General features: G+C 63.9%; 14 protein-coding genes. 7 read left to right on the top strand and 7 right to left on the bottom strand.

Going from position 1 to position 13,865, the window contains the following annotated elements:
• Window positions 1–4 precede the first annotated feature (4 nt).
• From phnK to phnG, 5 genes are read right to left on the bottom strand one after another with little or no spacing between them, the layout of a single operon-like run.
• Window positions 5–775, bottom strand: a complete 771-nt coding sequence (phnK, locus tag HWX91_RS10125; protein ID WP_025496558.1) for a phosphonate C-P lyase system protein PhnK — start codon at window positions 773–775, stop codon at window positions 5–7.
• On the bottom strand, window positions 772–1,695 hold the full coding sequence (locus HWX91_RS10120; RefSeq protein WP_025496559.1) for an alpha-D-ribose 1-methylphosphonate 5-phosphate C-P-lyase PhnJ: 924 nt from the start codon (window positions 1,693–1,695) through the stop codon (window positions 772–774). The genes phnK and HWX91_RS10120 overlap by 4 nt, the downstream gene beginning before the upstream one ends.
• Window positions 1,692–2,831 (bottom strand): carbon-phosphorus lyase complex subunit, encoded by a 1,140-nt coding sequence (locus HWX91_RS10115; protein WP_028198272.1) that lies wholly within the window; start codon window positions 2,829–2,831, stop codon window positions 1,692–1,694. The genes HWX91_RS10120 and HWX91_RS10115 overlap by 4 nt, the downstream gene beginning before the upstream one ends.
• Window positions 2,831–3,454, bottom strand: a complete 624-nt coding sequence (gene phnH, locus HWX91_RS10110; RefSeq protein ID WP_028198271.1) for a phosphonate C-P lyase system protein PhnH — start codon at window positions 3,452–3,454, stop codon at window positions 2,831–2,833. The genes HWX91_RS10115 and phnH overlap by 1 nt, the downstream gene beginning before the upstream one ends.
• The gene (phnG, locus tag HWX91_RS10105) at window positions 3,454–3,939 is read right to left on the bottom strand and encodes a phosphonate C-P lyase system protein PhnG (RefSeq protein ID WP_028198270.1); all 486 of its coding nucleotides are present in this window, start codon (window positions 3,937–3,939) and stop codon (window positions 3,454–3,456) included. Before phnG ends, phnH begins: the two co-directional genes overlap by 1 nt.
• A gap of 181 nt (window positions 3,940–4,120) precedes the next feature.
• Here phnG and phnF point away from each other — a divergent pair, with 181 nt between their 5' ends.
• From phnF to phnN, 3 genes are read left to right on the top strand one after another with little or no spacing between them, the layout of a single operon-like run.
• Complete coding sequence (gene phnF, locus HWX91_RS10100) at window positions 4,121–4,879, top strand: phosphonate metabolism transcriptional regulator PhnF (protein ID WP_025496563.1); 759 nt, start codon at window positions 4,121–4,123, stop codon at window positions 4,877–4,879.
• Window positions 4,876–5,598 (top strand): DUF1045 domain-containing protein, encoded by a 723-nt coding sequence (locus HWX91_RS10095; RefSeq protein WP_028198269.1) that lies wholly within the window; start codon window positions 4,876–4,878, stop codon window positions 5,596–5,598. Before phnF ends, HWX91_RS10095 begins: the two co-directional genes overlap by 4 nt.
• 2 nt (window positions 5,599–5,600) lie before the next feature.
• Entirely contained in the window at window positions 5,601–6,191 is a 591-nt protein-coding gene (phnN, locus tag HWX91_RS10090) for a phosphonate metabolism protein/1,5-bisphosphokinase (PRPP-forming) PhnN (protein WP_042275889.1), read from the top strand.
• 7 nt (window positions 6,192–6,198) lie between these two features.
• Here the strand turns inward: phnN and HWX91_RS10085 are convergent, their stop codons facing one another.
• On the bottom strand, window positions 6,199–7,107 hold the full coding sequence (locus HWX91_RS10085; RefSeq protein ID WP_028198268.1) for a LysR family transcriptional regulator: 909 nt from the start codon (window positions 7,105–7,107) through the stop codon (window positions 6,199–6,201).
• A 130-nt stretch (window positions 7,108–7,237) separates the two neighbouring features.
• On the opposite strand from HWX91_RS10085, the gene HWX91_RS10080 reads away from it, so the two are divergent.
• Both HWX91_RS10080 and HWX91_RS10075 read left to right on the top strand, forming a co-directional pair.
• Window positions 7,238–8,428: a M20 aminoacylase family protein gene (locus tag HWX91_RS10080; protein ID WP_028198267.1), complete on the top strand. Its 1,191-nt coding sequence runs from the start codon at window positions 7,238–7,240 to the stop codon at window positions 8,426–8,428.
• 108 nt (window positions 8,429–8,536) lie between these two features.
• Window positions 8,537–9,838: an MFS transporter gene (locus HWX91_RS10075; RefSeq protein WP_028198266.1), complete on the top strand. Its 1,302-nt coding sequence runs from the start codon at window positions 8,537–8,539 to the stop codon at window positions 9,836–9,838.
• Between the two features lie 88 nt (window positions 9,839–9,926).
• Here the strand turns inward: HWX91_RS10075 and HWX91_RS10070 are convergent, their stop codons facing one another.
• The gene (locus HWX91_RS10070; protein WP_028198265.1) at window positions 9,927–10,751 is read right to left on the bottom strand and encodes an IclR family transcriptional regulator; all 825 of its coding nucleotides are present in this window, start codon (window positions 10,749–10,751) and stop codon (window positions 9,927–9,929) included.
• A gap of 559 nt (window positions 10,752–11,310) precedes the next feature.
• Between HWX91_RS10070 and araD the strand changes: the two genes are divergently transcribed.
• Together araD and HWX91_RS10060 are read left to right on the top strand one after the other, a co-directional pair.
• Window positions 11,311–13,110 carry an L-arabinonate dehydratase gene (gene araD, locus HWX91_RS10065; RefSeq protein WP_028198263.1) on the top strand — a complete coding sequence of 600 codons (1,800 nt, stop codon included), beginning with the start codon at window positions 11,311–11,313 and terminating at the stop codon, window positions 13,108–13,110.
• Window positions 13,111–13,127: 17 nt separating this feature from the next.
• Entirely contained in the window at window positions 13,128–13,862 is a 735-nt protein-coding gene (locus HWX91_RS10060; RefSeq protein ID WP_028198262.1) for a ribonuclease activity regulator RraA, read from the top strand.
• The last annotated feature ends 3 nt before the right edge of the window (window positions 13,863–13,865 follow it).

Genomic DNA, 13,865 nt, shown 5'->3' with positions numbered 1-13,865 from the left:
AGCCTCAAACCGGCAGGACCGAGGAAACCAGCGTTTGCGTGTACGGATGCTGCGGATCGTCGAGCACCTGGTCCGTTAGACCCGCCTCGACCACCTCACCGCCTTGCATCACCATCAGGCGATGCGCAAGCAGGCGCGCCACGCCGATATCGTGCGTCACGATCAGCACCGACAGATGCAGCGTGGAGGTCAGCGTACGCAGCAGATCGAGCAGGCGCGCCTGGACCGAAACGTCGAGGCCGGCGGTCGGCTCGTCCATGAAGACGAGACGCGGCCCGGTGACGAGATTGCGCGCGATCTGCAAGCGCTGCTGCATGCCGCCGGAAAACGCCGCCGGCAATTCGTCGATACGGGTGGCGTCGAGTTCGACGCGCTCCATCCAGCGCGTTGCCGTGTGACGGATATCGCCATAGTGGCGCGCACCGACGGCCATCAACGGCTCGCCGATATTCGCGCCGGCGGAGACGCCGCTGCGCAGGCCGTCGCGCGGATTCTGCTGCACGAAGCCCCACTCGGTGCGCATCAGCAGACGCCGGCGCGGTTCGGACAAGCCGCGCAGATCGAGCTTCTCGCCATGCGTGGCCGTGTAGTGAAGCGAGCCGCTATCGGCTTCGGTTTTCAGCGCGAGCGTATTGAGCAGGGTGGTCTTGCCCGAGCCGGATTCGCCGACGATGCATAACACTTCGCCCGGATACAGATCGAAGCTGACATTCCTGCAGCCGTTACGGCCGCCAAATTGTTTGGTGAGCGAGCGGGCGCTCAACAGCGGCGTCATGCGGTTTCTCCTTTGCGCGCTTCGTACGAGGGCAACTCGAGGTCCTGATCGCCGCGGCGTTCATGGCAGTAGTCGCTATCCGAGCAAACGAACATGCGCTTGCCGGCGTCGTCGACGATCATTTCGTCGAGGAAGCTCTCCGTCGATCCGCACAGCGCGCACGCATGCTGCCACTTCTGCACTTCGAACGGATGATCGTCGAAGTCGAGACTGCGCACGGCGGTGTACGGCGGGATGGCGTAGATGCGCCGCTCGCGGCCGGCGCCGAACAATTGCAGCGCGGGGTTCATATGCATCTTCGGGTTGTCGAATTTCGGAATCGGCGAGGGTGAGCTCAGATAGCGGTGGTTGACCATCACCGGGTAGTCATACGTGGTGGCAATGCTGCCGTGATGCACGATATCCTCGTACAGCTTCACGCTGATCAAGCCGTAATCGGCCAACGCATGCAGCTTCTTGCATTCGGCGACGCGCGGCTCCAGCCGATATAACGGTTCGGGCATCGGCACCTGATAGACCAGAATCTGCCGGTCGGTGAGCGGTGCTTCGGGAATCCGGTGACGGGTCTGGACGATCGTCGCTTCGGTTGTGCGTCGCGTGGTCGCCACGCCCGTGGTGCGTGCGAAGAAGCGGCGGATGTTCACGGCGTTGGTGGTTTCGTCGGAGCCCTGATCGATAACCTTCAGCGTATCGTTCTTGCCGATGATCGCCGCGGTGACCTGAATGCCGCCCGTGCCCCAGCCGTACGGCAAGGGCATTTCCCGCGAGCCGAACGGCACCTGGTAGCCCGGCACGGCAACCGCCTTGAGCAACGCGCGGCGCAGCATGCGCTTGGTCTGCTCGTCGAGGTAGGCGAAGTTGTAGCCGTCCGCGGCGCTGTCGTACGAAGCGGTGGTGAGGGAGGTATCTGGCGCGTTCATGCGGCTTGCTCCTGCTGATCCTTGCCTTGATCGTTATCCTGACTTTTATCCTCTGCGCGATGTTTTTCGCGCAGACGCCGGACGAGTTCGAGTTCGGACTGGAAGTCGACGTAGTGAGGCAATTTCAGATGCTGAACGAAGCCGGATGCTTCGACGTTATCGCTGTGCGAAAGCATGAACTCGATGTCCTGCGTTGGCGAGGCGAGCGTCTCACCGAGTTCTTCGGCGCGCAACGCGCGATCCACCAATGCCATTGCCATCGCTTTGCGTTCCGAGTGTCCGAACGCAAGGCCATAACCTTGCGTGAAGGTGGGCGGCACCGCGCCGCTGCCGGCGAACTGGTTGATCATCTGGCATTCGGTGACCTCGATATCGCCGATCTCGACCGTCTCACCCAACTCGTCGAGTTCCATTTCGACAGCGATCGTGCCGAAGCGGATCTCACCGGCAAACGGATGCGAGTGCGCGTAGCCGCGTTGCGTGGCGTAGCCCATGGCGAGCAGGAAACCTTCGTCGCCGCGTGCGAGATTCTGCAGGCGCGTGGAGCGGTTTGCGGGAAAGGCGAGCGGTTCGCGCGACAGATCGCCGGGTTCGGGCGCGTCCGGCGTGGGGCGTTCCTGCTCGATCAGGCCTTCCTTGTCGAGCAGCGTGACCACGCGCGGCATGGCTTCGGCCGCGCACGGAGTGGTCTGTGGGGAAGCGCGCGTTGCATCGGTTCCGGCATCGCCTTCGGCGAGCAACGCGAAATCCAGCAGACGTTGCGTGTAATCGTAAGTCGCGCCGAGCACCTGACCGCCGGGCACGTCCTTGAAGGTTGCCGAAATGCGGCGCGCCACCTGCATGGCTTCGGTGTCGATCGCTTGCGTGTAGCCGAAACGCGGCAACGTGGTGCGATACGCCCGCAGCAGAAAGATCGCCTCGACCAGGTCGCCCGCGGCCTGTTTGATCGCGAGCGCGGCGAGTTCTTCGTCGTAGACCGAGCCTTCGGTCATCACCCGCGCGACGGCAAGACGCAATTGCTCGCGAATCTGTGCGACGCTGAGTTCGGCCAGCCGCGTGTCGCCGCGACGCGCCTCGTCGAGCAGACGCCACGACGCTTCGATCGCGCGTTCTCCCCCCTTGACGGCAACGTACATTAGTTCACCTTCGCTTCAGTTGTGCGCGGCAGGCCGATCAGCGTGCTGCCGCAGACGAGATAACAATCGATGCCGCACGGAAAGAGCGGCGCGAGGGCGGCGCGTTCACGCCAGAAATGCGCCGGCAAACCGGCCGGTGCGATCGTTGCGGTGTGCTCGATGCCGGGGCCGCTCAGCTCGACCGGCGCGCCGCCCGTCAGCGCATCGACGCGGATCAGCAGGGTCACCGACTGCTCAGGCGATTCCGCTGCGCCGAGAGGAAAACTTTCCAGCGCCGGCATTGCGCTTGCGTCGTGAACATAGGCAAAAGCGGCTAGCCCGGGTTCGTCGACGATTGGCGCGCCGGTGTGAAACCGCAATGCCGACGCCAGCGCCGCGTCGGTTTGTGCAAGCCATACAGGCGTGGCGTAGTCGCACAGCGTCAGCAGCGCGGCGAATGCGGCGAGCGCGGCCGGCGTCTCCCGCACTTCCGGCAAACCCTTTTCGACGACGCCCACCGTGCCGGGACGCGACAGCGCGTCGAGCAGGATGCGGAATACCGCCTGGGTATCGTGAACCGGATCGGCGAAGCCGGGCGTCAGTGTGGCCAATGAAGTCGGCAATGCGTTCTGCGAGTTTTCCATCAGTCGCCTCTGACCATGGTGAAGAATTCGACGCGTGTCGCCGCGACATCTTCGCGGCGCTTTGCGCGTTCGGCGGCCTGCTGTGCGGCAAACGGCTCGATCAATTGCCGATGCAAAGCTGCGTGATGCTCGGGCATTTGCAGCAGCGCATCCGCTAACGCAGCCAGTTCGGCGCGGCGGCGGTCGCGGCCCAGATGGCAGGCAACGCCCACCGCCGCGGCTGCCTCACCCGTGGCGCGCAAGCGCAATGTGGCGCGCGTGACGGTGGCTTCGCCGAGATTGAACGGGTCGCCGCTGCCGCCGACGCGGCCGCGCACCATCGCGAGGCCGATTTCGGGTGGCCGCAGCCAGTCATAAGCGGGGGGCGGGACGCCTTGCAGCGCGCGATTCAGTGCGGCTTCGAGATCGGCGCGGGGCGTGCGGGCCAGTACCGCCATCCATGCGCGCCGCATGGCGGAGGAAGGCGAGGCGAGAGTGGCACTCATCGAATTTCCTGTTGATCCAGCGAGTGGACATTTGAGCATCTATTCGTCTAAACGTCTAGACGTTTAAGCGTATGCTTGCACAGCCCTGTAGCGCATACGCTGCGATTCATATTTCCATCACGGCTTGCGCACTACAATGCATGGCATGACGAATATTTGAACTCAAGGGAATGACAGCACCATGACATCGAACGACAACGCGACGCCGGGCACACTGCTCGAACGCGGCGCGGGCGTTGCCGTCTGGCGGCAGATCGAGCAGATTCTGGCGGCCGAAATCGCCGCAAGCGGCTTTGGCGAAGAAGGCCGTTTGCCGAGCGAGGGCGAACTGGCCAAACGCTTCGACGTGAACCGGCACACCGTGCGCCGCGCCATGCTCGGCCTCGCGGCATTGGGCCTCGTCAGCGTCGAGCAGGGCCGCGGCACGTTCGTGCAGCCCGGCGCGATCGACTATACGATTGGCCGGCGTACGCGGTTTACAGAAAACTTGCGGCAACAGAATCATGCGGCGGCGGGCACGATGTTGTCGGCCGCGCGCGTGAAGGCCGAGCCGAACGTCGCGAAGGCGCTGAGCCTGCGGGCGGGCGCATCGGTCTACCGGATCGAGTCGTTGCACGAATCGGATGGTGTGCCGCTCACCTTCGCGCGCAACTGGTACCCGGCCGCGCGTTTTCCGGATTTGCCGGAGGTGCTGGAACGCACCGGCGGCGTGACGAAGTCGATGGCGGAATTCGGCGTGACCGACTATCTGCGCAAGTGGAGCCGTATCGGCAGTGTGTTGCCTGAGCCGGAAGTGGCGCGGCGTTTGAATATCAACCGGCAGCAGCCGGTGTTGTGGGTCGAGAACGTCGACGTCGATCTGGAAGGCACGCCGGTCAAATATGGCTTTACGCATTTTGCGGCGGACCGTGTGCAGTTGCTGGTGGAGCACGACCTGTGAGCGGCGCGGTGTGGGGCACCGAGGCGCGTTTCGCCGTGTATTACGCACCTTCGCGCGAGTCGGCGTGGTGTCAGGCGGGATCGGCGTGGCTCGCGCGCGACGCGGAAAGCGGCGAACCATGCATCTCGCCGCAACCGGAAGGGTTGGCGCGTCCGCTGGCCGATCTCACCGAAGCGCCGCGTCGTTATGGCTGGCACGGTACGCTGGTTGCGCCGTTTCATCTTGCAGAAGGCGTGACCCAGCAGAATCTGCTCGACGCAGCGCGCGAATGGGCCGGCGCTCAAAGCCGATTTGCTCTGCCTGTCGAAGCCGCGACGCTTGGCGATTTCGTCGCGCTACGTCCCACCGATCCGGACGGCGAAGCGAATATGCGCCGGCTTGCGTCGAGCGCGCTGCAAACGCTCGACGCACTGCGCGCGAGGCCGTCCGCCAGCGCGCTCGCTCGCCGTCTCGCCGCGCCGCTGAGCGAACGGCAGCGTGCATTGCTGATCGAATGGGGCTATCCGTACGTCTTCGACGAATTCCGTTTTCATATGACGCTATCCGGTTCGCTCGCCGATGCAGCTGAGCGCGCGGCGCTGGTCGCATGGTGGCAGGCGCGGACAGCCGCGCTCGGGCCGCTCGCAATCGATCACGCAGCGCTCTTTGTCGAACCCGCGCCCGGCGAGCCGTTCGTTTTGTGGCAGCGTGTGCCGTTCCAGACCCGTGAGGCGAGATAACCATGGCAGGTCGTTTGATCTATGTAATGGGACCGTCCGGCGCGGGCAAGGATTCCTTGCTGAATTTTGCGCGCAGCCGCCTGATGGGCGAGCCGATTCTATTTGCGCATCGCTACATCACGCGGCCTAGCGGCAACGGTGAAGCGCATGTCGCGTTGAGCGTCGAAGAGTTCGCGGCGCGCTCGGTGCTCGGTCTGTTCGCGCTCGAATGGTCGAGCCATTCGCTGCGCTACGGCATCGGCATCGAAGTCAATGCATGGCTTGCGCGTGGTTGCACGGTTGTCGTCAACGGGTCGCGTCAGCATTTGCAGCATACGCTGGCGCGCTATCCGTACGCGGAAGTCGTGCATGTGAACGCAGCGCCCCATATTCTCGAGGCGCGGCTCGGCGCGCGGGCGCGAGAATCGGCGGAACAGGTCGCGTCGAGACTCGCTCGCCGGGCGCCGTTTTCGCTGCCGGCGGGAATCCGGTGCACGACGATCGATAACTCCGGGGCGCTGGAAGACGCGGGGCACGCGCTGATTGCTTTTTTGCAGGCGCAAACAGAGGTTGGCGATATTCGCGATGTGACCAACGTTCTCAACGCCCGATAAGCGGAGGCTACCCGGTGGCAGCCATCCGCTCCCGGGTTGCGTCCTGCAGGCACGACACGAACTGCCGCACCGCCGGTGTGGGCAGCAGATCACGCCGCGAGATGATGCTGAGATCGTAGTTCGGCAGCGCTTCTTCGATCTGCGCGACGCGGATACCGAGTGGCGCGACCATTTGCGCGAGCGGCCGCGTAAAGCAGCCGATCACATCCGTTTGCGATACCAGCCCGAGCGTCACCGCGAATGACGACGGCGCCCGCACCAGTCGCTTTGGCACGGGCAAGCCGTGTGCGTTGAACATCGTCATCATCACGCTATGCGGAAAGTGATCCGCGCCCACCGTCACGATCCACTCCGCGTCGAGCAATTCATGGAGGCGCCTGACGTTCGCGAGCGGATGCCCGGCGCGCATCGCGATGACGAACTGGGTCGAGTAGAGCGGCGCCTGTACCAGATCGCTGTCGAGCGCCTGCACGTGATGAATCGCCGCGATATCGAGCGAGCCGTTACGCAATTGCGCGACGGCATCCGGGATCGTGACTTCTTCCAGATGCAGACTGACCAGCGGCATGGCGCGGCGAAACTTCGATACCGCATGCGGCAACGCGGTCAGCGCGATCGACGGCATCGTGCCCACGCTCACCTTGCCGGCCAGTTCCCCCTTCACCTGCTCGACTGCTTCGACGGCGCGGCGCATATCGCCCAGCAACTGTTCGGCACGCGGCAACAGCGCAAGCCCGCAGGCAGTCAACTCGATGCCGCGCACACTGCGCATCATCAACTCGGCATTCAGCGCGCTCTCCAGTTCGCGGATCGTATGCGTGACGGCCGGCTGCGTCACGCCGAGCTCGCGCGCGGCGGCGCGCAGGCTGCGGTGATGGGCGGCGGCAACGAACGCTTGCAGTTGTTGCAATTTCATGAGGGTAATCCCGTATATAAAGCTTGTTAATCGGGGTGAAAAAAACAGCATCTTATTCGAACAAAACGGCGTGGCTATAGTGCTTGCCTGTTTGCCGCGTGATGCGGCTTGAATTCCCATGGAGCGATAGATGAGCGAAGCCGCGCGTTTTACTGAAGTGTCCGACCTGGTGCCTGCCGCCGAAAGCCTGCGCGAGATCCGCCATCACATTCATCACCACCCGGAACTGGCCTACGAGGAAGTGCAAACCGCCGCACTGGTGGCCGAGAAGCTCGAGCAGTGGGGCTGGCAGGTCACGCGCGGTGTCGGCCAAACCGGTGTGGTGGGCACACTGAAACTGGGCACGGGCACGCGCAGTATCGGCATTCGCGCCGACATGGACGCGCTGCCGATCATCGAACAGACCGGTCTGCCGTATGCGAGCGGCACGCACGGCAAGATGCACGCGTGCGGCCACGACGGCCACACGACCATGCTGCTCGGCGCCGCCCAGCACCTTGCCGCTACCCGCAATTTCTCGGGCACCGTGCATCTGTATTTCCAGCCGGCCGAGGAAAGCGGTATCGACAGCGGAGCGATGAAGATGATCAACGACGGCCTGTTCGAGCGCTTCCCATGCGACGCCGTGTTCGGTCTGCACAATCATCCGGGCGAGGAGCCGGGCGTGATGCTGTTTCGCAAGGGGCCGTTCATGTCGGCGGGCGACAAGGCGATCATCACGATCGAGGGCGTGGGCGGTCATGCCGCGCGTCCGCATCTGACGGTCGATCCGGTGGTGGTGGCGGCGAGCATCGTGATGGCCTTGCAGACGATCGTCGCGCGTAACGTCGACCCGTCGCAGCCGGCGGTGGTGACGGTCGGCTCGATGCATGCGGGCACCGCGAACAACGTGATTTCCAGCAGCGCGAAGCTGGAATTGAGCGTGCGTTCCTTCAGCCCTGAAGTAAGGTCCTTGCTGAAAAAGCGCATTACCGAACTCGCCGAGAGCCAGGCGGCGAGCTATGGCGGCAAGGCGGTGGTGGAGTACATCGAAGGCTATCCGGTGGTGATCAATTCGGATGCCGAAACGGATTTCGCGGTACAGGTAGCGCGCGAACTCGTCGGCGACGACAAGGTGGTCGAGCAGACGGACATCCTCATGGGCAGCGAGGATTTCGCCTTCATGCTGCAGAAACGGCCCGGCACGTTCCTGCGGATCGGCAACGGTGCGGGCGAAGACGGTTGCATGGTGCACAACCCCCATTACGACTTCAACGATCGCAATCTGCCGGTCGGCGCGGCGTTCTGGACGCGGCTGGTGGAGCGGTATCTGGGGCAATGAGGGGGGTGGGGCGCCGCTGAAGCATCCCCGGCGCTCATAACAAGCCGGTCAGCGGGCATGGAGTTCGCACCGCCGGACATACAAGCATAACAACGAGGAAGACCTGTGATGAGCACTGCAACGGATCGAAGCCGCGCTGTGGACACCCCCCGAAGCACCAGCCGCGGCGCGATCGCCGCGGCGGTGATCGGCAACTGGCTCGAGTTTTTCGACTTCACCGTGTACGGCTTTTTTGCCGTGATCATCGGCAAGCTGTTTTTCCCGTCAGCGGATCCCACGACTTCGCTGCTGTTATCCGTGGCGACGTTCGCGGCGGGTTTCATCACACGGCCGCTCGGCAGCGTGATGCTCGGCGTCTATGCGGACCGCAAAGGCCGCAAGGCGGCGCTCAATCTGACCATCATGCTGATGGCGGCCAGCACCGGGGCGATCGCGATTGCGCCGACCTATGCACAGATCGGTCTCGCCGCGCCGCTGCTGATCGTGCTGGCGCGTCTCGTGCAAGGCTTCTCACAGGGCGGCGAGTTCGGCGCGGCAACGTCGACTTTGCTGGAGCAGGGCGGCGGGACCCGGCGCGGTTTTCGCGCCAGCTGGCAACTGGCGACGCAAGGCGGCGCGGCGCTGATGGGGTCGGGCATCGCGGCGGCGCTGTCGGGCGCTTTGCCGAAAGACTCGCTGGAAAGCTGGGGCTGGCGCATTCCGTTTCTGATCGGCGTGCTGATCGCGCCGGTCGGCATCTACCTGCGCCGCCGTCTCGCGGACGATCCGGTCGGCGCGCACGGCCACGCCATCGAGCGCGGCGTGCTACACGAACTCTTCACGGCGCATCTGCGGCCGTTATTGCTGATTACGCTCACGGTCATGGGCGGCACGGTCTCGACCTACATTCTGACCTTCTACATGCCGACCTATGCGATCCACACGCTCGGCCTGCCGATGTCGCTGTCGATGCTGGTCGGCGTCGCGTCGGGGCTCGTCATGCTCATTACGTGTCCGTTATTCGGCATGCTGTCCGATCGTATCGGCAGCCGTAAGCGGCCGATTCTATTCGGGCGCGGCGTGCTGGTGCTGCTGCTGTTTCCGTCCTTCATGCTGATCAACCGCTTCCCGCAGTTGCCCGTCATCATGTCGGCGACCGCGTTGATGCTGCTGTTCTACTCGATGGGATCGGCGTCGGAATTTGCCCTGATGTGCGAGTCGTTCCCGCGGCGCGTGCGCGCCACCGGCATTTCGATCGCGTATGCGCTGAGCGTGTGCGTATTCGGCGGCACCGCGCAGTTGGTCGCGACGTGGCTCATCAAACTGACCGGCAGCAAGCTGGCGCCGGCCGCTTATGTGGCCGGTTGTGTGATCGTGTCGTTGATTGCGGTGTCGATGCTGAAAGAGACTGCCGATAAACCGATCGATTGATCGCGCGGCCCCTCCGTGGGGCTTCCGCCAGGATCGGCGCGCGCGAGAGAAACGCGCGCCCTGATCACAACGCCTGCGTGCAATCAAATCAGCCGCGCCGCGCCACCATCTCCGAGACGGTCTGCGCGGCCTCCTGCAACGGCTCCAGAAACGCCTTCACCATCTGTTTGGCCGAATTACGCTGAGCATTGCCGCTGATATTCATCGCCGCGATCACGCGCCCCTGGCGGTTGCGAATCGGCGCGGACAACGAAATCAGACCGCCCTCCAGTTCCTGATCGACGATCGCCCAACCCTGGCGGCGCACCTGCGCGATCAGCTTTTTCAACTCTTCCTTGTCGGTCACCGTGCGTGGCGTGTGCGCGTAGAGCGGCGCCGAACTCAGGGTCGCGTCGAGCGTTTCGTCGTCGAGCGCGGACAGCAGCACGCGGCCCATCGACGTGCAATACGCCGGCAAGCGGCTGCCGATCGACAGGTTGATGGTCATGATCTTGTGAGTCGGCACGCGCAGCACGTAGACGATCTCCGTGCGATCGAGCACCGCCGCCGAGCAGCTCTCGTGAACCTGCGCCGAGAGGTTTTCCATCACCGGTTCGGCGAGATTCCAGAACGGCATCGAGGTCAGATACGCGAAACCAAGGTCGAGAATCTTCGGCGTGAGACGGAACAGGCGGCCTTCGGCCTCCACGTAGCCGAGCGTCTGTAACGTCAGCAGGATGCGGCGTGCACCGGCGCGTGTCAGGCCGGTGGCCGCGGCGACGTCGGTGAGCGTCTGTTCGGGGCGGCTGGCATTGAATGCGCGGATCACCGAGAGGCCTCGCGCGAACGACTGCACATACGAGTCGCCCGGTTTGTCCGAGGCCGGTTCGGCGTTGTCAGGAACGGCGGAAGACGGCGGCAGGGCTTTGCTCATGGACCTTGAAAGATGCGTTCGAAGAAGGGCGCACGGCACTCGCGTGGCTCGGCCGGCGCGATGCGGTGCAAAGGCGTGACGATAACTTAAGCCTTCTGATTCGCCAAACAAAAAACGGGCCTGGCTCGCCGACAGTATAGGTCGCGGCAAGGCGGCAGTTTCTTGCTCCCGGCGCCTCATCTATTTCCCCTCCATACGCCGATCGGCGACCTAATTTCACCTTGCATGTGTATGTGCCGCCCAACCCCTCGCAAGAAAAGAGCGACTCCACCGCCGTGCGAGAAGCGCTGGCTGATCCGACAGCCTCGTCGCCGTACGTTCAGTCGTTCGAAAAAGCGATGACCGTACTCTTTCGACGGCAGCAAGCGGCAATTGTCGATACGATCGGCACCTTCACCCGCGGTGAATGGGCCGATGCGAGATGCACGCCGGCCGACTCCCGCCCACATCAGTGGAATCCCTTAGCGACGCTTCCCGGATGGTAGCGCTACCATGCATACCACCAAGAAGCTTCGCCGGATTCCGATCCTTGAAGCGCAATGGTATCGCTACCATGGAGATGTCCGTGTCATCGACCCGCAAGACCCCTGAGCAGCTTCGCAGCTACCGCTGGTACGGCGTGAACGACCTGCGTTCGTTCGGCCACCGTTCACGCACCGCGCAGATGGGTTATCACCCGTCTGATTACATGGGCAAGCCGGTAATTGCCGTCGTCAACACATGGAGCGAGATCAACTCGTGCCACACGCACTTCAAGCAGCGTGTCGAGGAAGTGAAGCGCGGCATCTGGCAGGCCGGCGGTTTTCCGGTCGAGATGCCGGTAATGACGCTCGCCGAGCCGTTCCAGAAACCGACCACGATGCTGTATCGCAACTTCCTCGCGATGGAAACCGAGGAGTTGCTGAAGTCCTATCCGTTCGACGGTTGCGTGCTGATGGGCGGTTGCGACAAGACCACGCCCGGTTTGCTGATGGGCGCGATCAGCATGAATCTGCCGTCCATCTATCTGCCGGCGGGGCCGATGCTGCGAGGCAACTGGAACGGCCGCACGCTGGGCAGCGGCTCGGACACGTGGAAATACTGGGCCGAATTGCGCGCCGGCAAGATCACGGAAGAAGAGTGGAAAGGGATCGAAAGCGGCATCGCGCGCTCGCCGGGCCATTGCATGACGATGGGCACCGCGTCGACGATGACCAGCGCCACCGAAGCGCTCGGCCTGACGCTGGCAGGCTTCTCGTCGATTCCCGCCGTCGATTCGCGGCATGCGCAGTTCGCCTCGCTGACAGGACAGCGCATCGTCGAGATGGTGTGGACCGATCAGAAACCGTCCGACATCCTGACCGCGAAGTCGTTCGACAACGCGGTGACCACCGTGCTGGCCATGTCCGGCTCGACGAACGCAATCGTGCACCTCGTTGCCGTGGCGCGTCGCGCTGGCATCGATCTGACGACGGCCCGCTTTGACGAACTGGCGCGCATTACACCCGTGCTCGCCAATCTGCGTCCCGCAGGCCAGTACCTGATGGAAGACTTTTTCTACGCCGGCGGCCTGCGCGCGTTGCTGGTCGAGTTGGGCGACCTGATCGACGGCACGCAGATGACGGTCGATGGCGCGACGCTCGGCGAGAACATTGCGGGCGCGGAAATTTTCAATGACGACGTGATTCGCAAACGTAGCAATCCGCTCGTTGCCAGCGACGGCCTCGCGGTCCTGACCGGCAATCTGGCGCCGGACGGCGCGGTGATCAAACCCGCAGCGATGGAAGCGCATCTGCAGAAACATCGTGGTCCTGCGGTGGTTTTCAAGGACTACGCCGACATGGCGGCGCGCATCGATTCGGAAGACCTCGTCGTCACAGCCGATTCAGTGATCGTGCTGCAGCACGCGGGTCCTGTAGGTGCGCCGGGCATGCCTGAGTGGGGCCAGTTGCCGATTCCGCAAAAGCTGTTGAAAGAGGGCGTGCGTGACATGGTGCGCATTTCCGATGCGCGCATGAGCGGCACCAGTTATGGCGCGTGCGTGCTGCACGTGGCACCCGAGTCGTTCGTGGGCGGTCCACTCGCGCTCGTCAGGGACGGCGACATGATCGAGCTGGACGTGCCGGCGCGGCGTTTGCACGTCGAAGTGAGCGATGCGGAACTCGCGGCGCGCAAGGCCGCATGGCAACCGCCCAAGCGGCCGTTCGAGCGTGGATTCGGCGTGATGCATCAACTGCACGTGACGCAGGCCAACAAGGGCTGCGACTTCGACTTCCTTGAAGAGCCCGTGAACCCGGGCGCGCCGCAAAGTCAGGCACAGGCCGCGCCGTTTGAGCCAGGCGCGCCGGCTGCGACGCGCACCGAACCCGAGATCCACTAACTCGATCGAGACTTCTCATGACCACACCCGACATCGCCATCAGCGAGGCCACGCTCGAACAGCTACGGCACGTCAGCACGGCCACGCTGACCACGCAGCTTTTCAAGCGCGGCTTGCGCAACGCATTCCTGCAAGGCGTCGCGCCACTCGTCAAACCGGCGCCCGGCGCGCCGAATGTGGTCGGCCCGGCGTTCACGCTGCGCAATATCCCGGCTCGCGAGGATATCGACCACGTTGGCGTGTTTCAGGACCCGGATCATCCGCAGCGCAAAGCCGTGGAAACGGCGCCGCCTGGCAGCGTACTGGTGCAGGACTGCCGTGGCGAGCGCGCGGTCGCGTCGGTGGGTTCGATTCTCGCGCTGCGTCTGGCGAAGCGTGGCGTCGCCGGCATGGTGTCGGATGGCCCGGTGCGCGACAGTGGCACGATCGCGGAACTGGGCTTGCCGATCTGGTGTGCCGGCGCGAGTGCGCCGCTGAATCTGGCGAGGCACCATGCGGTCGATATGAATGTGCCGATCGCTTGCGGCGGCGTGCCGGTGTATCCCGGCGATATCGTGGTGGCCGATGTGGACGGCGTGGTCATCGTGCCGCGCGAAATGGCAACTGAAATCGCCCGTGACGCCACCGAGCAGGAGCAACTTGAAGCGTTCATCACGCAGCGCATCGAAGACGGCCGGCCGCTGCGCGGCACGTATCCGCCGAACGAGGAAACACTGGCTGCTTACGCGCAATGGCGCGCACAAAAACAATAACGC

Source organism: Paraburkholderia fungorum (assembly GCF_902833645.1).
Classification (GTDB): domain Bacteria; phylum Pseudomonadota; class Gammaproteobacteria; order Burkholderiales; family Burkholderiaceae; genus Paraburkholderia; species Paraburkholderia fungorum.
The sequence above is the reverse complement of the archived record's forward strand: the minus strand, read 5'-3'. Positions and strand labels throughout refer to the sequence as shown.

Excerpts from the sequence above, each read along its gene's own strand:
- phnK (WP_025496558.1), bottom strand. The coding sequence starts at position 775 with ATGACGCCGCTGTTGAGCGCCCGCTCGCTCACCAAACAATTTGGCGGC.
- HWX91_RS10120 (WP_025496559.1), bottom strand. The coding sequence starts at position 1,695 with ATGAACGCGCCAGATACCTCCCTCACCACCGCTTCGTACGACAGCGCC.
- HWX91_RS10115 (WP_028198272.1), bottom strand. The coding sequence starts at position 2,831 with ATGTACGTTGCCGTCAAGGGGGGAGAACGCGCGATCGAAGCGTCGTGG.
- phnH (WP_028198271.1), bottom strand. The coding sequence starts at position 3,454 with ATGGAAAACTCGCAGAACGCATTGCCGACTTCATTGGCCACACTGACG.
- phnG (WP_028198270.1), bottom strand. The coding sequence starts at position 3,939 with ATGAGTGCCACTCTCGCCTCGCCTTCCTCCGCCATGCGGCGCGCATGG.
- phnF (WP_025496563.1), top strand. The coding sequence starts at position 4,121 with ATGACATCGAACGACAACGCGACGCCGGGCACACTGCTCGAACGCGGC.
- phnN (WP_042275889.1), top strand. The coding sequence starts at position 5,601 with ATGGCAGGTCGTTTGATCTATGTAATGGGACCGTCCGGCGCGGGCAAG.
- HWX91_RS10085 (WP_028198268.1), bottom strand. The coding sequence starts at position 7,107 with ATGAAATTGCAACAACTGCAAGCGTTCGTTGCCGCCGCCCATCACCGC.
- HWX91_RS10080 (WP_028198267.1), top strand. The coding sequence starts at position 7,238 with ATGAGCGAAGCCGCGCGTTTTACTGAAGTGTCCGACCTGGTGCCTGCC.
- HWX91_RS10075 (WP_028198266.1), top strand. The coding sequence starts at position 8,537 with ATGAGCACTGCAACGGATCGAAGCCGCGCTGTGGACACCCCCCGAAGC.
- HWX91_RS10070 (WP_028198265.1), bottom strand. The coding sequence starts at position 10,751 with ATGAGCAAAGCCCTGCCGCCGTCTTCCGCCGTTCCTGACAACGCCGAA.
- araD (WP_028198263.1), top strand. The coding sequence starts at position 11,311 with ATGTCCGTGTCATCGACCCGCAAGACCCCTGAGCAGCTTCGCAGCTAC.
- HWX91_RS10060 (WP_028198262.1), top strand. The coding sequence starts at position 13,128 with ATGACCACACCCGACATCGCCATCAGCGAGGCCACGCTCGAACAGCTA.